The sequence below is a fragment of the Shewanella sp. BF02_Schw genome (assembly GCF_014596695.2).
GTDB lineage: Bacteria > Pseudomonadota > Gammaproteobacteria > Enterobacterales > Shewanellaceae > Shewanella.
The window spans coordinates 47,032-64,480 of the sequence record NZ_JABKAW020000008.1 but is presented as its reverse complement, the minus strand read 5'-3'; the positions used below and the strand labels follow the sequence as shown (position 1 = coordinate 64,480).

19 protein-coding genes are annotated in these 17,449 nt (G+C 40.4%); 3 read left to right on the top strand and 16 right to left on the bottom strand.

From position 1 onward, the window contains the following. Window positions 1–107: 107 nt before the first annotated feature. From HNW13_RS21195 to HNW13_RS21185, 3 genes are all read right to left on the bottom strand, one after another. Window positions 108–485 carry a DUF2069 domain-containing protein gene (locus HNW13_RS21195; protein WP_011637219.1) on the bottom strand — a complete coding sequence of 126 codons (378 nt, stop codon included), beginning with the start codon at window positions 483–485 and terminating at the stop codon, window positions 108–110. Window positions 486–496: 11 nt separating this feature from the next. Beyond that, window positions 497–853, bottom strand: a complete 357-nt coding sequence (arsC, locus tag HNW13_RS21190; protein ID WP_101087594.1) for an arsenate reductase (glutaredoxin) — start codon at window positions 851–853, stop codon at window positions 497–499. Between the two features lie 97 nt (window positions 854–950). Continuing rightward, the gene (locus HNW13_RS21185; RefSeq protein WP_243756365.1) at window positions 951–2,384 is read right to left on the bottom strand and encodes a M48 family metalloprotease; all 1,434 of its coding nucleotides are present in this window, start codon (window positions 2,382–2,384) and stop codon (window positions 951–953) included. 163 nt (window positions 2,385–2,547) lie between these two features. Here HNW13_RS21185 and HNW13_RS21180 point away from each other — a divergent pair, with 163 nt between their 5' ends. After that, on the top strand, window positions 2,548–2,769 hold the full coding sequence (locus HNW13_RS21180) for a sulfurtransferase TusA family protein (RefSeq protein WP_162022940.1): 222 nt from the start codon (window positions 2,548–2,550) through the stop codon (window positions 2,767–2,769). Window positions 2,770–2,794: 25 nt separating this feature from the next. Then, window positions 2,795–3,877, top strand: a complete 1,083-nt coding sequence (locus HNW13_RS21175) for an AI-2E family transporter (protein WP_101087597.1) — start codon at window positions 2,795–2,797, stop codon at window positions 3,875–3,877. 259 nt (window positions 3,878–4,136) lie between these two features. Here the strand turns inward: HNW13_RS21175 and HNW13_RS21170 are convergent, their stop codons facing one another. From HNW13_RS21170 to HNW13_RS21110, 13 genes are all read right to left on the bottom strand, one after another. Next, window positions 4,137–4,379: a DUF2897 family protein gene (locus HNW13_RS21170; protein WP_182743665.1), complete on the bottom strand. Its 243-nt coding sequence runs from the start codon at window positions 4,377–4,379 to the stop codon at window positions 4,137–4,139. Between the two features lie 75 nt (window positions 4,380–4,454). After that, window positions 4,455–5,192, bottom strand: coding sequence for an 8-amino-3,8-dideoxy-manno-octulosonate cytidylyltransferase KdsB (gene kdsB / locus HNW13_RS21165; RefSeq protein WP_101087599.1), 738 nt, complete (start codon window positions 5,190–5,192; stop codon window positions 4,455–4,457). A gap of 88 nt (window positions 5,193–5,280) precedes the next feature. Then, window positions 5,281–6,351, bottom strand: a complete 1,071-nt coding sequence (gene kdnB / locus HNW13_RS21160) for a 3-deoxy-alpha-D-manno-octulosonate 8-oxidase KdnB (RefSeq protein ID WP_192116077.1) — start codon at window positions 6,349–6,351, stop codon at window positions 5,281–5,283. A gap of 71 nt (window positions 6,352–6,422) precedes the next feature. After that, the gene (kdnA, locus tag HNW13_RS21155) at window positions 6,423–7,607 is read right to left on the bottom strand and encodes an 8-amino-3,8-dideoxy-alpha-D-manno-octulosonate transaminase KdnA (protein ID WP_011637227.1); all 1,185 of its coding nucleotides are present in this window, start codon (window positions 7,605–7,607) and stop codon (window positions 6,423–6,425) included. Between the two features lie 169 nt (window positions 7,608–7,776). Further along, window positions 7,777–8,391 (bottom strand): carbonate dehydratase, encoded by a 615-nt coding sequence (can, locus tag HNW13_RS21150; protein WP_101087601.1) that lies wholly within the window; start codon window positions 8,389–8,391, stop codon window positions 7,777–7,779. Between the two features lie 109 nt (window positions 8,392–8,500). Then, a complete protein-coding gene (locus tag HNW13_RS21145; RefSeq protein WP_182743663.1) occupies window positions 8,501–9,349 on the bottom strand; it encodes an alpha/beta hydrolase in 849 nt (282 codons plus the stop codon). A 35-nt stretch (window positions 9,350–9,384) separates the two neighbouring features. Beyond that, the gene (locus tag HNW13_RS21140) at window positions 9,385–10,095 is read right to left on the bottom strand and encodes a M15 family metallopeptidase (protein WP_192116076.1); all 711 of its coding nucleotides are present in this window, start codon (window positions 10,093–10,095) and stop codon (window positions 9,385–9,387) included. After that, window positions 10,086–11,231 carry a succinyl-diaminopimelate desuccinylase gene (gene dapE / locus HNW13_RS21135; protein ID WP_192116075.1) on the bottom strand — a complete coding sequence of 382 codons (1,146 nt, stop codon included), beginning with the start codon at window positions 11,229–11,231 and terminating at the stop codon, window positions 10,086–10,088. Before dapE ends, HNW13_RS21140 begins: the two co-directional genes overlap by 10 nt. Beyond that, window positions 11,219–11,560 carry an ArsC family reductase gene (locus tag HNW13_RS21130; RefSeq protein WP_101087605.1) on the bottom strand — a complete coding sequence of 114 codons (342 nt, stop codon included), beginning with the start codon at window positions 11,558–11,560 and terminating at the stop codon, window positions 11,219–11,221. The genes dapE and HNW13_RS21130 overlap by 13 nt, the downstream gene beginning before the upstream one ends. Before the next feature lie 275 nt (window positions 11,561–11,835). After that, window positions 11,836–12,345: a PTS glucose transporter subunit IIA gene (crr, locus tag HNW13_RS21125; protein WP_101087606.1), complete on the bottom strand. Its 510-nt coding sequence runs from the start codon at window positions 12,343–12,345 to the stop codon at window positions 11,836–11,838. An 81-nt stretch (window positions 12,346–12,426) separates the two neighbouring features. After that, window positions 12,427–14,148, bottom strand: a complete 1,722-nt coding sequence (gene ptsP / locus HNW13_RS21120; protein ID WP_192116074.1) for a phosphoenolpyruvate--protein phosphotransferase — start codon at window positions 14,146–14,148, stop codon at window positions 12,427–12,429. Window positions 14,149–14,160: 12 nt separating this feature from the next. Beyond that, a complete protein-coding gene (locus tag HNW13_RS21115) occupies window positions 14,161–14,418 on the bottom strand; it encodes an HPr family phosphocarrier protein (RefSeq protein ID WP_041413537.1) in 258 nt (85 codons plus the stop codon). Window positions 14,419–14,752: 334 nt separating this feature from the next. After that, on the bottom strand, window positions 14,753–16,369 hold the full coding sequence (locus HNW13_RS21110; RefSeq protein WP_162024329.1) for a methyl-accepting chemotaxis protein: 1,617 nt from the start codon (window positions 16,367–16,369) through the stop codon (window positions 14,753–14,755). Between the two features lie 275 nt (window positions 16,370–16,644). Between HNW13_RS21110 and HNW13_RS21105 the strand changes: the two genes are divergently transcribed. Next, window positions 16,645–17,355: a DUF3334 family protein gene (locus tag HNW13_RS21105; protein ID WP_101087609.1), complete on the top strand. Its 711-nt coding sequence runs from the start codon at window positions 16,645–16,647 to the stop codon at window positions 17,353–17,355. The last annotated feature ends 94 nt before the right edge of the window (window positions 17,356–17,449 follow it).

The following is a 17,449-nucleotide window of genomic DNA, read 5'->3' as shown; positions in this document are numbered from 1 at the left end:
TTTATAACATCTTGTTTGCAAAATAATGTAGCACGCTGTTTTGGTTAAATGCAACTAACAAAAAAGCGCCCGAAGGCGCTTAGTGAGGCAACAAAAATGAAGTTTGTTTATTGTTGTTCAGACTTTTTCTTCAACCCTAATCCCAGTTCTCGGCCGCGTTTACGTGCATAGAATGGAAAACTCACCAACAAGACACAAATCAATACCGATTCAATCAGTGCAAATACCAGCGCATCAGTGGTGACATAAGCAAGGGTTAAGCCATGTAATAAGTATACACACAGAATAAAACTGGCCCATGCATATGTATATGGGTTACCGGTTAAGATGCCTTTAAGCGGAAACAGTAAAGGTACAATCCATATTAAGCTGAATCCTAGCGAGTAGGTGCCATTCATGCCTTGTTGAATAAACCAGCCGCTGAGCAGCAGGAGTAATGCAAGGTAACCAATTCGACTTAGTTGAAACAAGGTTTGTGAAGTCATTATTTTACTCGTTAAAGAATAGACAAAACATTTTCTGGTGGACGACCAATGGCTGCTTTGTTGTTGGCTAGCACGATAGGACGTTCAATTAATTTAGGTGTTGCTACCATTGCAGCGATGAGCTGATCTTCCGATAACGATGTGTCAGCCAAATTTTGAGCTTTATATTCGTCTTCTTTAGTGCGCATAAGCTGGCGAGCTGTTAAACCAAGTTGTTGCAAAATAGTCTGAATTTCAGCGGCTGTAGGTGGTGTCTTTAAGTATTCAACGACAGTGACATCTACTGCATTAGCTTGCAACAATGCGAGCGTCTCACGGCTTTTTGAACAGCGAGGGTTATGGTATATCGTTGTTTTTGTGGTTGTCATTGTCATAGTCCGTCATTAAAAAATGGCAAACAATAAGTAGATTTATTGTTTGCCATTATTCTATCAAAAAATAGCTTATAAGGTTAGATTATCGCGGCTATTTTAATTCTTCCATTGCCCTATCTGCTTGTCTGAATTGTCTTATTCTTGCCTCAATTCGCGCCAGTTGCAGGTTTTGTCCATCAGAATAGCGATATGCATAATTGAGTTGGTCAATAGCACCTTTATAGTTAGCCGATAAGGCCATGAGTTCAGCATTGCTATAATACTCAAGCGCCTTATTGTCTAGCTTACGATATGCATCAGCCATAATTTGATACGGCAGCATATTTTGCTTATCGAAAAATATCAGTTCTTCTAACAGCGGGATCGCTTTTTTAGGTTGATCTGCCTGAACATAAATATTGGCTAAGTTAGCATTGACCACTTGTGAGGTCGGTTTCAATTTCCGCTGAGCTTCTAATAATGCTATTGCGCCTGCAAAATCTTTTTTCTGATCTAACAAATCTGTTTTGGTGTCGATGTAGAACAGATTATTGTCATCTTGTTTTAGTAGATCATCGATGATCACTTCAGCTTGAGCAAATTTTTCCAAACGGAAAAGTGCTAACGCTTTGCCGTAGAGTGCCGCTTGTTTAAACGAATACTCATTCTTTTTGAGTTGTTGTTCAAACAAAGATAACGCGGCATCATCACTAAAACTTGAAAAGCGAACTTGGATACGCGCTTTAGCTAGCTGAAAGTTAAGGCTGTTAGGGACATTACTTTTAGGGTACTGAGCCGCGCGGTTACGTGCCTCGGTAATACGTGATTCTGGCAATGGATGCGTCAGCAACATTTGTGGTGGTGTTGTGGTAAAACGATAACGAATTGCCAGTTGACCAAAAAATGTAGCGGCAGCATTAGGATCAAATCCGGCATCGACAAGAATTTGCATTCCAATACGATCAGCTTCTTTTTCATGTAAGCGGGTATAGTTAATTTTAGATTGTGTTGCTAAGGCCTGAGTGGTTGCTAAGGCTGCCATACCGGCTTGTGGTGCAGCAATCGTTAATAAAATAGCCCCTAACATTCCCACAATTGTGGCAGTTGAGCTTTTTTGTTGTGCCTCAAGAGATCGTGCTAAATGGCGTTGAGTGACGTGGGTAATTTCGTGGGCTAATACCGATGCAAGTTCACTTTCGTTGTCGGCATTTAAAAATAACCCCGTATGTACGCCAACATGACCACCAAAAAACGCAAACGCGTTGATTTCATCATTGCGGAGTAAAAAGAAATAAAATGGTGTCTTTACCCCCGTGGCATTAGCAACAAGCTTGTTACCCAGTTCAGATAAATATTGGGTTAACACTGGATCACTGAGTACCGGTGCCGATGAACGAATAACGCGCATATAAGCGTCTCCGTAGACAGTTTCTTTTTCTAAACTAAAAGTATTGACCGCTGCGGTACCTAGATCTGGAAGATCATTATTGGCAAAACTGTGGCCAATACTGGCAGCAAAAAGCACACTAATAGCGCTAGCAGCCAGTGATTTTGAAAAGGTCGATAATGATAATTTACTCAAGCGGAACCTTTAATGATGATTGAATCGAAAATTTAAGCTTAACCAGCAAGTTTGCTTAAGTTACATTGCTTGTGGTTTATTGTACAAGCTAGGATAATAGCCCTAGATTGTTTAAAGCAAGTTGATAATGATTTTAATTGATTTAACACCCTATGTTTGTCCTTATCCTTTAGTAAAAGTGAAACTTTTACTAAAACAGATGGATGTGGATGAAAAATTACATGTACTCTTATCTGACCCTGGTTCACGCCGAGATGTTCCCTTGTTGATAAAAAAAATGGGTTTTGGTATTGAAATCATTGCTGATCAACCGCATTGTTTGTCATTTATCATCACCAAAACAAATTGATATTGTTTATATAAAAGGTTTTTCAATGCTGGAAATTTTAACTGATTGGTACAAAACCCGTTTTAGTGATCCACAAGCCATAACGTTAATGTTTATTATTATTGGGATTGGTCTTGCATTGTACTTCGGTTCTGGATTGCTTGCGCCTTTGCTGGTTGCTTTGGTGTTAGCGTTTTTACTGGAGTGGCCGGTAGCACAAATGTCGCGACTGGGTATAAGCCGAACCGCTGCGGCAACAATCGTGTTGGTGGTATTTTTAGGGGTGATGATTATTTTGATGTTTGGTTTGGTGCCCAGTATTTGGCGTCAAGGGGTGTCATTGGTTACTGATTTACCCTCAATGATTGATAAGGGCATGCTAATTGTGCGCGAGTTTAGCGCTGATTACCCGCAGTTTGTGAGTGCATCACAACTTGATTCGATGATGGAAGAAATTAATAAGATGCTTGATACACAGCACCTTATTGATTTAGGGAAACAAATTTTAGGTTATTCTGCGTCATTATTAGTATTAATGGTGTACGCCATTTTAGTGCCATTGTTGGTATTTTTCTTTTTAAAAGACAAAGACTTTTTATTAAATGGCAGCAAACGATTTTTCCCGTCTAACCGTGGTCTAGCGAGAAAAGTTTGGTTTGAAATGGACCAACAAATCTTTAATTATATTCGTGGTAAAGTGATTGAAATTGTTATTGTTGGCGTAGCCAGTTATATCTTTTTTGCTATCATGGGGCTGCGTTACTCAGCACTACTAGGTGTATTGACAGGCTTGTCGGTATTGATCCCATATGTTGGCGCTACTTTGGTTACATTGCCGATTGCATTAGTCGCATTTTTTCAATGGGGTTTTAGTGCTGAGTTTGGTTACTTAATGTTAGGTTATGGGATTATTCAGGCGCTAGATGGCAATGTATTGGTACCGCTATTGTTTTCTGATGCGGTTGATTTACACCCGGTTGTGATTATTGCCGCCGTGTTAGTCTTTGGGGGCTTATGGGGCGTTTGGGGAGTCTTTTTTGCCATACCACTAGCATCGCTAGTAAAAGCAGTCATTAATGCTTGGCCTAATAACCAAGAGCAACAACGAGTCACACTTGACAGTGAGTAACACTTGCCTGTGGTATTAAAACATCAGTATAGCAACAGAGCCGTTGGATACTTTAAGCTAACCCCATTATGAGGTTAGCTTTATTATTAGCTTAAGTTGCGCCATATAGAGGTTATGACTAATGGAAATACAGATATAAAATAACTGCTAGGCAAATAACAACGATTAAGAACGAGAAGATAGGCCAACATGGGCGTTTTGCTATTTGCAACCCACTAAATTATAGATAGGCTCATTTTATAGATAGGTACATTGAGCATTATAACGTTTTGTCTTTGCTGTCTTTGCTGCCGTTGTCTTTCTCGTCTGAAGGTTCTTCAGTCAGTTTTTGTTCAGATTCTGGTGAACTGGTTTCTTTTTCAGGATTTTGCTCTCGGTCTTTATGTTCACCAAATTGAGGCATTTTAAATTTGGCAGAATATTTCAACACCGCAATGTTACTTGCAATAACGCCGATGACTAAAATGATAATTAGCCAAACTTCATAACCTTCTAGACTCATTGGAAACTCCTTTTAACCTGCAATTTTATAGCTGATGTTGTTAAGACAACACCAGCTATAAGCATATATGTTTGGTTAGTCGACGGCTAAACGTAGTTCACATTTGCGAATATCTTCAGGGGTATCGACTTCTGGAGAGTCAAATGCGCTGATAGCAATTTTAATTTTGTGGCCGTATTCGAGTGCGCGTAGCTGTTCTAATTTTTCGAGATCTTCAAGTCTACCTAAAGGTAACTTAGCAAAGGCATTCACAAAACGCTTAGTGTAGCCATAAACACCTAAATGCTTGTAAACCGGATAGTCATTGGTATCGCGACCAAAGGGGATACGAGAGCGAGAGAAATACAATGCATTATGGTCATTATCAAATACCATTTTAACGTGCATAGGATCGTCTAATTCTCTTTTATCGACGATTTCAAATCCTAAAGTCGCCATTTCGAATTCACCAGGGTGACGTTCAAATAGACTTATGATTTGTTCGATTGAGATAGGATCAATCAGCGGTTGATCGCCTTGCAAATTAATCACTAAATCGTCATCGTTAAGACCAAGCAATGCAATGGCATCATTAATACGGTCGGTACCAGAGGCGGCATCAGGGCTGGTCATTACTACTTTACCACCAAAGGATTCAACGGCATCTTTAATGCGGTCGTCATCTGTAGCAACATAGATGCTATCGAGGCCTTTTGCTAATGATGCACGTTCATAAACGTGTTGGATCATGGGTTTACCATTAATCGGGGCTAGCGGCTTGCCCGGGAAACGGCTTGAACCATAACGTGCCGGGATTAATAGAGTAACTTTCATTAATATGACCTACTTGTGGTTGTGACAATAATATAGACAATAAATAAAAGGGCTCATAAGAGCCCTTTATGACTTAATCTGTCGTTTATTATATACGACGGAATAACTTAGTCAGCATTTCATCGGTAACTTTCTCTTCCCAGCCTTTACCGTACACGTTGTCCCAAAGTGGACCCATGCTCTTAGTCACAGCAACCATCTTAGCGATAGTTCCATCTGGCAAATCTTTACAGATGTTTTTAGGCAGAGTGATGTTATGAATTTTCATCATTTTACGGAATTCAGTCACACCTTCTGGATAGAATTCTTCCAGCACGTCAAAGGCTAAACAGTTACCAATACCGTGGTGATAACCCAGTACATAACCTAAACCGTAAGATACCGCATGACATGCACCGACTTGGCTATAAGCAATGCTCATACCGCCCATGTATGACGCCATCATTAACTTGTCGTCTTTTTCTGCGTGGTCTTCTAAGAACACTTGACGACATAAATCCATTGATTTTTCGGCAAATGCTTTAGCAAACTCGTTGAGGTATGTGCCTTGTAATGATTCTACACAATGGATAAAACAATCCATACCAGTATAGAACCACTGATCAGTCGGAACCCCTGCAATTAATTCAGAGTCCATGATGATTTGATCAAACACGGTGTAATCTGAGTTTAAACCTAGCTTACGAACGGGTCCGCACAATACTGCAGTACGTGATGCTTCAGCACCCGTGCCTGACACTGTTGGAATACCAATATGATGTATTGCAGGATTTTTAATTAAATCCCAACCTTGGTATTCAGAAGAACTACCAGGGTTAGTGAGCATTAGTGATACGGCTTTGGCTAAGTCCATCGTTGAACCGCCGCCTAAACCGACTACGCTCACTGGTAGCTTAGTGTTAAATGCGTTAACTTGCGCCGTTAACGCATCAACTTGTTCAGTTGTTGGCTCATCATCTACGTTTACGTAAATCAGTAGGTCGTGCGCTTGAGTTGGCACGCGGTCAGCTAGCGGTTTACCTTGATGTACATCATCGACAAGGAAAACGACAAAATCGTTAGCATCTTGGCGTTCTTGACCTAATACAACATCAAGTTGCACAAATGAACCACGGCCAAAGATCATTTTTGGTACACATTTAAAATTTTTAAAACTCATTACAACAGTCTCCATTGAGATAAGTACTGTAAAAAGTGCTCTGAGCCATCACTGACCGAGAGGCATCAATGCTAGGCAAAAGCGCGTTTGATATTTTCAATACGTTCAGCTATTTGCTCATCAGTCCAAGACAACTTGATCAACATCGAAATCGTTCGGCTCATGATAGCGTCAGATTTAGGTGTCAGCACTTTAGTGTAGTCAGGGCGATCAGCGATTAGCATAATCGGTAATGCGGCAGGTGCTTTAAGTTCTTGGATGTGTTTCCAATTTTTAAGGTAATGCCAGTTGTTAACATACCAGTAAAAACAACCATCAACTTTGTTGGCAGCCAGCTTTTTATTAATTTCTTGAGTGCGTTCTTCTGTTGGCATCATAAATGTTAAGAAGCCTGCAGAATCGCCGTCTGGATCTGGAATTTCACGGAAGGTGATTTCAGCAATAGACGCCATAGCATCTTTAATGGTTTTCTTATTTTTACGCTGAATAGCAATGATTTTATCAAGCTTACGTAATTGTGCTAAACCCATTGCTGCATTCATTTCTGAAATTCGGAAATTCAAACCCATAATTGGGTGTGATTCTGCACCACGATCATTACCAACATGGTCATGGCCGTGATCTGAAAACATGTGTGAGTGGTTATAAATTTCGCTATTGTTAGTGACAATCGCGCCACCCTCACCACAGGTGATGGTTTTAACTGAGTCAAATGAATAACAACCTACATCACCGATGGTGCCCAATGCTTGGCCTTTATAACTGCCACCGATGGCTTGACATGCATCTTCTAAAATCACCAAGTTATGCTTTTTACACACCGCTTTGATTTCGTCCATCTTCGCCATAGAACCACACATATGAACAAGGTTAATAGCCTTGGTACGTGGTGTGATGACAGCTTCAATACCTTCTGGAGATAAACATAATGTTTCGTCAATTTCAGCAAAAATAGGTACAGCACCGGCCATAAACACGGCTTCAACAGAGGCTACGAAGGTAAATGGAGGCACAATAACTTCATCGCCAGCACCAATGCCCGCTGCTGCCATTGCAGTTTGTAATGCAGCAGTACCGCTTGATACTAAATGAGCGTGTTTCACGTTCATTTTTTCGCAAAGTAGTTGCTCCATGTCGCGGGTTTTCCAGCGATCATTACGCATATGGTCGAAGTTATAACGGAAGGTAAAACCGTTCTCCATTACGTCAGCAACTTCCTGCTTTTCTTCAGGACCAAATAATTCAAAACCAGGCATGGAAATCATCTCCTAAAAATTCTGCGCATAGTAGCGCTAAATAAACTGGATGATTATAACGTTCTTCAGTGGTGGTTCGCGACTTTTATTGCATATTTTTAATAACAATAAACAAAGGCCTGCTAAATAACAGGCCTATTAAAAGTGTAAATGGAGATAGAAGGCAAGGTTAAGCTAAATTGCGCCCATGAAGACGGTCGATTGTCACGTCTAAATCTGTGAGTAATCCGTTATTAATTCCGTAAATCCAACCATGTATTGCAACATCTTGGCCACGATCCCATGCTTCTTGAACGATGTTGGTCGACACAACATTTGACACTTGTTCCATCACATTAAGCTCACACAGGCGATCAAAACGCCCTTGTTCACTCATCGATTCAAGAGCATCCTCGTGAATACGATAAATGTCACGTAAATGTCCGAGCCAATTGTCAATCAGGCCCAGTCGCTCTTTATTCATTGCCGCACGAACACCACCACAGCCATAATGCCCAACGACCATGATGTGCTTTACTTTTAGTACATCGACAGCATATTGCAGCACTGATAAACAATTTAAATCTGTGTGAATGACCATATTAGCGATGTTACGGTGAACAAACACTTCACCGGGTAATAAGTCGATAATCTGATTAGAAGGCACTCGGCTATCTGAGCAACCAATCCATAAGTATTCTGGGTTTTGTTGTTTTGCCAGTTGCGCAAAAAAGGTAGGATCTTCTTTATTGATCCGTTCAGCCCAACGGCGATTATTATCAAATAATGGTTTAAGAAGTTTCATGAGCGCTCGAATTAGGTCGTTTTTTACCGGTAAGGTATTACAGGTAATATGTCATTTTGTAATGAGTATATCAGCAATGCCGACGGATCTGGTCTATCCATTGAGGTGATTAATTAAAATTAACTTTACTCAAAAAATCAACAAGATGCTGATTAAAAATGGCTGGTTTTTCGATGTTAGCTAAGTGACCAGCTTGTTCAATGTGCAATAATTGACTGCCATCAATACAGTCATGCATTAAATAACTTTCCAGTGCGGTACGCAAATAACCACTTAATCCTACGGCCACCAAAGTCGGTAATGTTAATAACTCAACCGATTCGAGTGTGTCACGTTTGAATATGGCCATATTGGCAAATTTAAGTAACGCAGTAAGTTGGGCGCCAGAGTAAGACGTTAATTCAGCGCTAAATTGTGCAACAATATTAGCTAGATTGGGGTCTTGGTTGACCAATTGCTCAATCTCTTTACTAAAATATAATGTGCTAATGGTTTGTGCAAGGTCTGCTGATATAGCTTGGTCGTTGGCAACTTGAGCCATTAACCCTTGGTATTTAACGCAATTAACTTGCGGTTCAAATCCCACAAAACTGTTTAACATCACCAAGCCATTAATGCGAGCCGGTGCATGTAATATAAGCTCTGCCGCAATTGCACCGCCACTACCATGACCTACGATGGCGGCAGAGTTGATTTCAAGCTTATCCATTAACGTTAATACGTTTTGGGCCACATCTTGTAAATTTTCAACAGATTCTGGGATAGTGGTTGTTTGACCATGGCCCCAAAAGTCGATGGCAATACATCGATACTGTGATGACAGTTGGTCAATTTGCGATCGCCACATAGTGCTATTGGTGAGTAAGCCATGACAAAAAATAACAACAGGTCCATGTCCTTCATCTAAGTAATACAGTGGTTGATTATCAATTTCTATGTGATGCATTAAAGTGGACATAACAAACTCATTCAAAGAGGAAATGCGCGCAAACATTAAGCCGGAGAGGGCGCAACAAAGAAAACATAATGATTAACTAACTCTGTTAGCCGTTCAATTAAGGGTGATTTTAACGATATTTCTGCCGCAGACAACACTTTTGCAAATTCATCTGCGCTAAATTGCTCCAACAACTCATTAGCGACAGGAAAATAGCTCATGTGCCATGGCTCAGGACTAACGCCACTTAAATCAGGTTGATAGGGGAAATAAAATCCAAACTCAGCAGCATGCGAGATAAGCCATTGATGTAGAGAAGCACAAGGGCCATCGGCGGTATATTCTGCAGTGATTAACTGCAGTGCTTGTTTGCTAATGTTATTCGCATCATATATATCGAAATCGGTGCCCCAATGATGCCGAGATGCGCCAGGGAGGGCAGACCATATCAAAATGGTATCAATCAGCTGTTGGGGCGTGAGTGACGTAAACTCAACTGGATTTGAGTCTTGGTCGAGTAATGGTCGCTGACCTGTGGCTTTGGCGTTCCAAATACTCAATTGACGATCAAATGGTCTATATGCCGAACATATTTGTACATTAAACCCCGCAGCAGATGCCGCGTTCTGCAACTGCTGAAATGCAGTTGCAGTGCGTTGTTCAAGCAAAAACTGTCCTACTGAAACTAAATGACGATCGTCTAAACCGTATAGTTTAGCTTGCTCGTTAGGGATATCAATCGAACAAAGCAGTGAGCTTATTTGCACAATAGCTTTTCCAAAATGCGTTCATAGCAATTAGCTAATATTTCTAAGTCGGCCACGTTGACACATTCATTCACTTTATGAATTGTCGCGTTGACTGGGCCTAACTCCAACACTTGTGCGCCAGTTGGTGCGATAAAGCGACCATCTGAGGTACCACCTGAGGTTTGGGGGTCGGTTTCATAACCTGTGACTTCGCGAATCGCTTCCCGTGTTGCATCAAGCAGTGGACCGTCACCCGTTAGAAACGGTAAACCATTAAATATCCAGTTGATATCATAATCTAAGCCATGAGCATCAAGAATACTTACCACCCGTTGGATTAACTCTTCAGCGGTCACTTCGGTTGAGTAACGGAAGTTAAACATCACGGTTAATTCACCGGGGATAACATTAGATGCCCCTGTACCGCCATTTATATTAGCAATTTGGAAACTGGTTGGTGGGAAAAACTCATTACCGTTATCCCAATGCATTTGTGCGAGTTCAGTTAGTGCTGGAACCGCGTTATGAATAGGGTTGTCGGCTAAATGTGGATAGGCAACATGGCCTTGAATTCCGTTAACGGTTAAGTTGCCCGTTAAGCTGCCACGACGACCATTTTTGACGACATCACCCAATTTATGCGTTGATGAAGGTTCGCCAACTAGCGCCCATGTCATTTTTTCATTACGAGCTTCGAGCGTATCAATAACCCGAGTGGTACCGTTAATAAAAGGACCTTCTTCGTCACTGGTAATTAAATAAGCAATAGAGCCGTTGTGGTCTGGATGCTTAGCAACAAAACGTTCAGTCGCGATAATCATCGCGGCTAACGATCCTTTCATGTCTGCTGCACCACGACCATGTAAATAGTTATCAATAATGGTCGGTTCAAACGGAGGAGTATGCCAACGGTTAAGATCACCAGTAGGCACCACATCGGTATGACCTGCAAAGCAGAAAACCGGATCACTGTTCCCTCTTCTTGCCCACATATTGGTGGTGTCTTCAAAAACCATTGGTTCAATGTTAAAACCAATTGCGGCAAGGCGATTGGCCATTAAGGTTTGGCAACCTTCATCCAATGGTGTTACCGATGGACGTGAAATCAGATCTTTTGCTAATTCAACTACATCATTATTCATTATGCGAACCACGCTTGGTATTGAGCTAGGTTAAAACCAACCAGTAATTTATCGTTATTGACGAGAACAGGGCGCTTAATTAATGTTGGATGTTGCACCATTAAGGCAATGGCTTTGTCTTGAGTGATATCCGTTTTATCTGCATCAGATAAACCACGAAAACTGGTGCTACGTTTGTTAAACAAGGTTTCCCAACCTACAACATCAGCCCACTGCGTAACCATGGCTTCATTTAGGCCATCTTCACGGAAGTCGTGAAACGTGTAATCAATTTTTTCGGCTTCAAGCCATTTGCGCGCTTTACGAACGGTATCGCAATTTTTTATGCCGTATAAAGTCAAAAGAATACTCCATTAATGTCGATAGGGGTGTCATGTAGAGGCTTGGCTCTATAGATAAGCCTGAAAAAGTGCCTTATGTAACATTGATATCATTGAATGCATTTAACAACATTGTGGCATTGTGAAGCGGCTTGGACAAGCCGAAGACGGTGTTTTGAAAAGATTTCATAATATGCAACCTACGCTCACTTAAGCTGAAGGTTGCATATTATCGTGGCGTAATAGTTTACGACACGATTGAGTAGAGGTATTAAATAAATCGAACCAATTTGATGTTACATTTGCACCGTAAAAATAATATCTTTACCCGCAATAACGCTGCCTTGGGCCTTATCTAATTGTTTAACGTCTTCCATATTGGCCAGCACTACCGGAGTGAGTAAACTATCAACTTTTCCGCGTAAGTAAGCTAAATCGAAAGACAAAATCGGTTCACCGGCTTTAACTTGCTGACCTTCCTCGGCTAAACGCTTAAAACCATTGCCTCTAAGTTCAACGGTACCAACCCCAAAATGCACAAACAGCTCAAGCCCTTGTGGAGACTCAATACTAAATGCGTGGTTGGTTTCAAAAATTTTACCTATAGTGCCATCAATCGGGGCAACAATAAATTCGCCCTTAGGGTCGATAGCAATCCCATCGCCAACAATTTTTTCAGCAAATACCACGTCGGGTACTTTTTCAATTGCAACAATATCACCCGATACAGGTGCATAAATGGCAATACCACCCGTTAATGGTGGTTGGCCGGAAATAAGTCGTCTAATGCGGCTTAAAAATCCCATAAGAACAAGCCCCTTTTATTAATATTTTTATGCGCTTAATTGTAAACGGCTCTGTCAACTTTACCAACTTTATTCGTGTGATTAATCGCAATCATGTGCAAAAGCGTTAATGGCTTTACGAATTTCAGTAATTCGAGTTAACAAAGCAATGTGTTGTGCATGGCGGACAAATTTTGTGTAATTACCTTTAATCAATGCCACTTTTACGTCTAATAAATTAGCCGGGTTGATACTCAACTCATCAAGCCCAAGTCCGACTAACAAAGGTAAGACGTATGGATCGCTGCCAAGTTCACCACATAAAGAGACTTTAACATTTGCCTGTTTACAGTGGTTTATGGTGATGGAAATTAATTGAATAACAGCAGGTGATAAAGGTGGATATTGTTTGGCTAAATGTGGATTAGTTCTATCGGCCGCTAAAGTATATTGAGTTAAATCATTGGTGCCGATACTGACAAAATCGAGCAGTGGCAGCATGCTGGGTAGGTTCAGTACCGCTGCTGGGGTTTCAACCACAATGCCGTAACTCAGGGTACCAAAACCTTTTTCTTGTTCAATTAATTCTGCTTTGGCACGTTCAATTAATAAAAATGCGGCGTCAAGTTCTTCAACCTGGCTTACCATCGGAAACATTAATCGAACCTGGCCATGATTCGCCGCCCGAAGTATTGCTTTTACCTGGGTGATAAAGGTCTCTGGGTGCGCCAAACTATAGCGAATACCACGAATGCCAAGAGCTGGATTATCTTCGTTACTTTGCGGCAAACAAGGGATCTCTTTATCTGCGCCGATATCAAATGTTCGAATGGTCAGTACGTCACCTTGTAAGCTATGAAGGGCGTCACAATAGAGTTTATATTGTTGCTGCTCATTAGGTAGCGCTTTGGCATTCATCAATAAAAATTCAGTACGAAACAAGCCAATGCCTTGTGCTCCGACTTCGGCTGTATGAGATATTTCACTCAGATTACCCACATTGGCCAGCAAAGTGACCAGATGACCATCATTGGTTTGACTGGGCTTATCTTTATAAATCATTAACGCTTGGCGACGCAGTAACTCTTGTTGTTGTTTTTGCTTTAATTGGTCGAAAAGTTCAGCTGATGGAGCGATATGTAACTCACCAGACATTCCATCTAAAATAAGCTGCGAACCATCTGTAATAGGATCTTCAGATTGTGAAAACTGATAATTGAGTAATGCAGGAATTCCTGCTGCCCGAGCCAAAATGGCAGTATGGCTTGTTAAGCCTCCTGATTCGAGAATAAGTCCAGTAATGTGGGTTAATGGCAATATGGCAAATTCAGCAGGGGTTAAGTCATCAGCGAGTAAAATAGTGTCTTCAGTGAGTGTTGATAAATCCCATTGCAAATGGCCATGCAAAGCACTGGTGAGGCGTTTAGCTAAACAAATTATATCACCGCTACGATTGGCCAAATAAGGGTTGTCTAATGACAACATTTCTGCAGCATGTTGATTAAAAATACGATCAACTGCGACAGCTGCGCAGACTCTAAATTGCTCAATATGTTGATGTAGTTGCTGCTGCAGCTCCTCATCTTCAAGCAACATAATATCGCTATCAATCAGTTGGAAATTATCACAATCTGGGCACAGGTGATGTTGGCAGTGTTGTAAATGTGCAATCAAGTGATGAATTGCCTGGGTTAACTGTTGCTGTTGCTGGTCAATTTGTTCAATAGAAAGCAGTTTAAAATCGAGTGGTGGCAGTTGGGTGGTAATAGTTAATGCTTTACCAAAAGCGATACCTGCAGATACAACGATTCCATTGATTGACATAACGTTGTCCTATTAACTAAGCGTAATCAGCATTGAGGCTATTTTGTCAACGGCTGCTTGGCCGTGTTCACCTGACGCTAACACCGTCACAGACATGCCTTGGTAAAGGCCTAATGTTTGCAACTTAAATAAACTTTTCGCACTGGCTTGTTTTCCATTACATTCGACCATAATGTCGCAATCAAACTCTTTTGCCTCTTTTACCAGTAATGCCGCTGGACGGGTGTGAATACCGTGAGGAGCAACAATGGTGACCGTTTTTTGATACATAAACAACATACTCTGTAATGAATGACAACTAAATACTCATCGGATTAAGTATCAATATTTCAATAAGCTAGTCGAAAGTACTCACTAGCCATTTGGTTGAAAAATGCTTGTAGAACCCAAGTTTTTAATCTGATGGAGACAATATACCCTAAAGTCAGAAGGGCTAAAAGTGATGTTCGACTCGAAATGATCGGCGATGTAATCATCAGGGATATAAGCCAATATTGGCAGTGCTAAGAATGAGAGGGTTTAGCAGGTAAAAAACTAAGGCTTTTGGGGCTGACATTTGCAATGCTCCGCCTGACAAGCCTTAGTTAATAAATCGTTTTATTAATTATATTTTAAATTGCCCTAGTGTTTTGCTCATATCAACACTAATGGCTTGCAACGATTGCGCTGCCTGGCTGTGGGTTTCGTTAGCGGTTAACGACTGTTCGGTGAGTTCAGAAATGGTATTGACGTTGACATTGATGTCTTCGGTAACCAATGCTTGTTCTTCAGTGGCACTAGCAAGTTGTGCTGTCATGCCACTAATATTATCGATGAGTGCTAGAATTTCGATAATTGCATCGCTTGACTGTACGGCTTTTGACTGTAACTGAGCAGACTCCCGTTGGGTATGAGTAATGCTGTCGATAACCGATTGAATACCCGTTTGGATCTGACTAATAATTTTATTGATTTCATTAGTCGATGACTGAGTTCTATTCGCGAGTGCTCGTACTTCATCTGCCACTACAGCAAAGCCTCGACCATGTTCACCGGCTCGTGCTGCTTCAATGGCGGCATTGAGCGCAAGCAGGTTAGTTTGATCTGCAATACTGCCAATAACATCAAGAATACTGCCAATCTCAGCGGATGAATGACTCAGTGTTAGTGACACTGTTTCAGCTTGATGTAATTCATGGACTAAACTTTGTGTTTGTTCAACGGTTTGTTGCATCAATTTTTGATTCTGTTCCGCTTGATGTTTTACATTAGCGGCACCGTCAGCTGCATCTTGTGTATTTCGTGCCATTTCTTGGCTAGTCGATAACATCTGGTTGATAGCCGCGGCGACACTTTGGGTTTCACTATGCACTTGATTCGCGCTTTGATTAGATGACTTTACGGTGTCTAATAAATGTATGGCTTCATCATTTAAGGTATGCCCGAGCGGTTGCAAATTAGCCACCATATTGGCAATTTTAATCACAAATTGATTGAATGCATCAGCCAATTTAGCCACTTCGTCGTTACCTTCAGTCGACAAACGCTGGGTCAAGTCACCTTCACCTTTGGCTATCTGTTCCATCGCATCGATCGTGACGTTGAGAGGTTGGGTAATGGAATGATTCAACAATAAAAAGAATGCAAAAATAGGCACTGAAATAATCATCATGATAATAAAATAGTCAATAATGATACCCGTCATGCTTTCATTAACATCGTTGACGTTAGCTTGAGTGATTAAGGTCCAATCAAGGGCTGAATAATACTGCGCTGCGACTAATACTGTTTGAGGCTGATTTTGTTGGTCGACAATAGCAAGTTCATTTTGTGCGATGTTGTTTTTTTTGGCGTTAGCGATCAATTGTTGATATGAATTAGAGCCGTTGAATGTTGCTAAATTGGCAAGTGGTTTACCGATAGAGTTTTGATTAAGCGGATTAACAATAATGCGGTCTTGGTTATCAACAATGATAAAAGCTTGATGATCATTAACCTCAATTTGACTGGCAAATTGGCTTAATATTTCAACCGTAGCGTCCGGCTTAGCCAATTTAAACGCATCAAGAGTGCTACTTAATTGGCTGACTTGTCCACTTATCTGCTTATATTTTTCCTCAATTAAATGATTATATTGTTCTTTAATTGAAAAAGAACCGAAAACCACAGTGCCTACAGCAGCTAAAGCTAACATAATGAATAAGCGCTTTAAAATGGTTAAGCGTCTTAATAATCCAATCATCATCAGTCCTAATTCAAACAATCCATACAAAGTTGTGCGATTATAATGAAAATATGAAAAAACATAAGCTTGAAAGATTGTTTTTGTGAGCAAACAGCTGATTTTTACATTTGTTAATTGAATGTGTTTATTTGTAAAAAATTATTGATTATCAAATGATTAGTGTACCATTAAGTTTGATTGGTTAATTAACATGCTAATCGATTGTTTTAATTTTGATTTTTTTTTGATTTACCCGCAAGATTAGCTTAATTAATGGATAAGGTACCTACGTTATGAATTCATCTTCTACAGTAAAAAATGACGACATTTTACTTAAACTTTGTCATTCTGTTTCTCATGTTCTGTCTAGCACTAGTGCGAGCCATATTAGTCATGCTGGGATGGTTCAAAGTATTTCTCGTACCCGTTTAAAGCCTGATTTGGCGTGTTTTTCCATTTTCGACGGCGGCTTTTCAGGTTTAGTTGTTATCAATTTTTCAGCTGCTGCGGCTATTGAAATTTATCGCCGCTATATGATCAACATGGGCATGCCTGAAACAGAACTCGCGTTTTCACATACTTCTGATGATGTCAGTAATGTTATGGGCGAATTAATGAACCAAATTTTGGGTGATTTTATTGGTAAAATATCGAAAGAATTGCAAACATCAATTAGCCAAAGCCAACCTAAAATGTTGGTTATCAATAAAGAGTTAACTATTTCTATCGATACAAACCTCGATAATGCAGTTGCCAGACGAGTGTCATTTAAGACTGAAAATAATCATATTTTTTATCTTGAATTCGCCATGGATAAAACTGAGTTTATACGCTCAGCAGACTTTGAAATGGACGAAGAGTTTGATTTGGATTCGTTAATTGAAACTCATGGTAAAACAGCGCAAGTCAGCACTGTAAAATCAAAAGATGTATTAAATGATCCCAATATTAAAGGCATTGTTGTCGATGACGCAGATGACTTGCTTAGTGAACTTGGATTATAAGTAATGCAGATTGAGAGACATAACCAAATAAGCAATTCATCTTGGTTGTTTCTCTCGATTTTGGCCATCTTGGTTGTTAATTTCTTTATTGAAG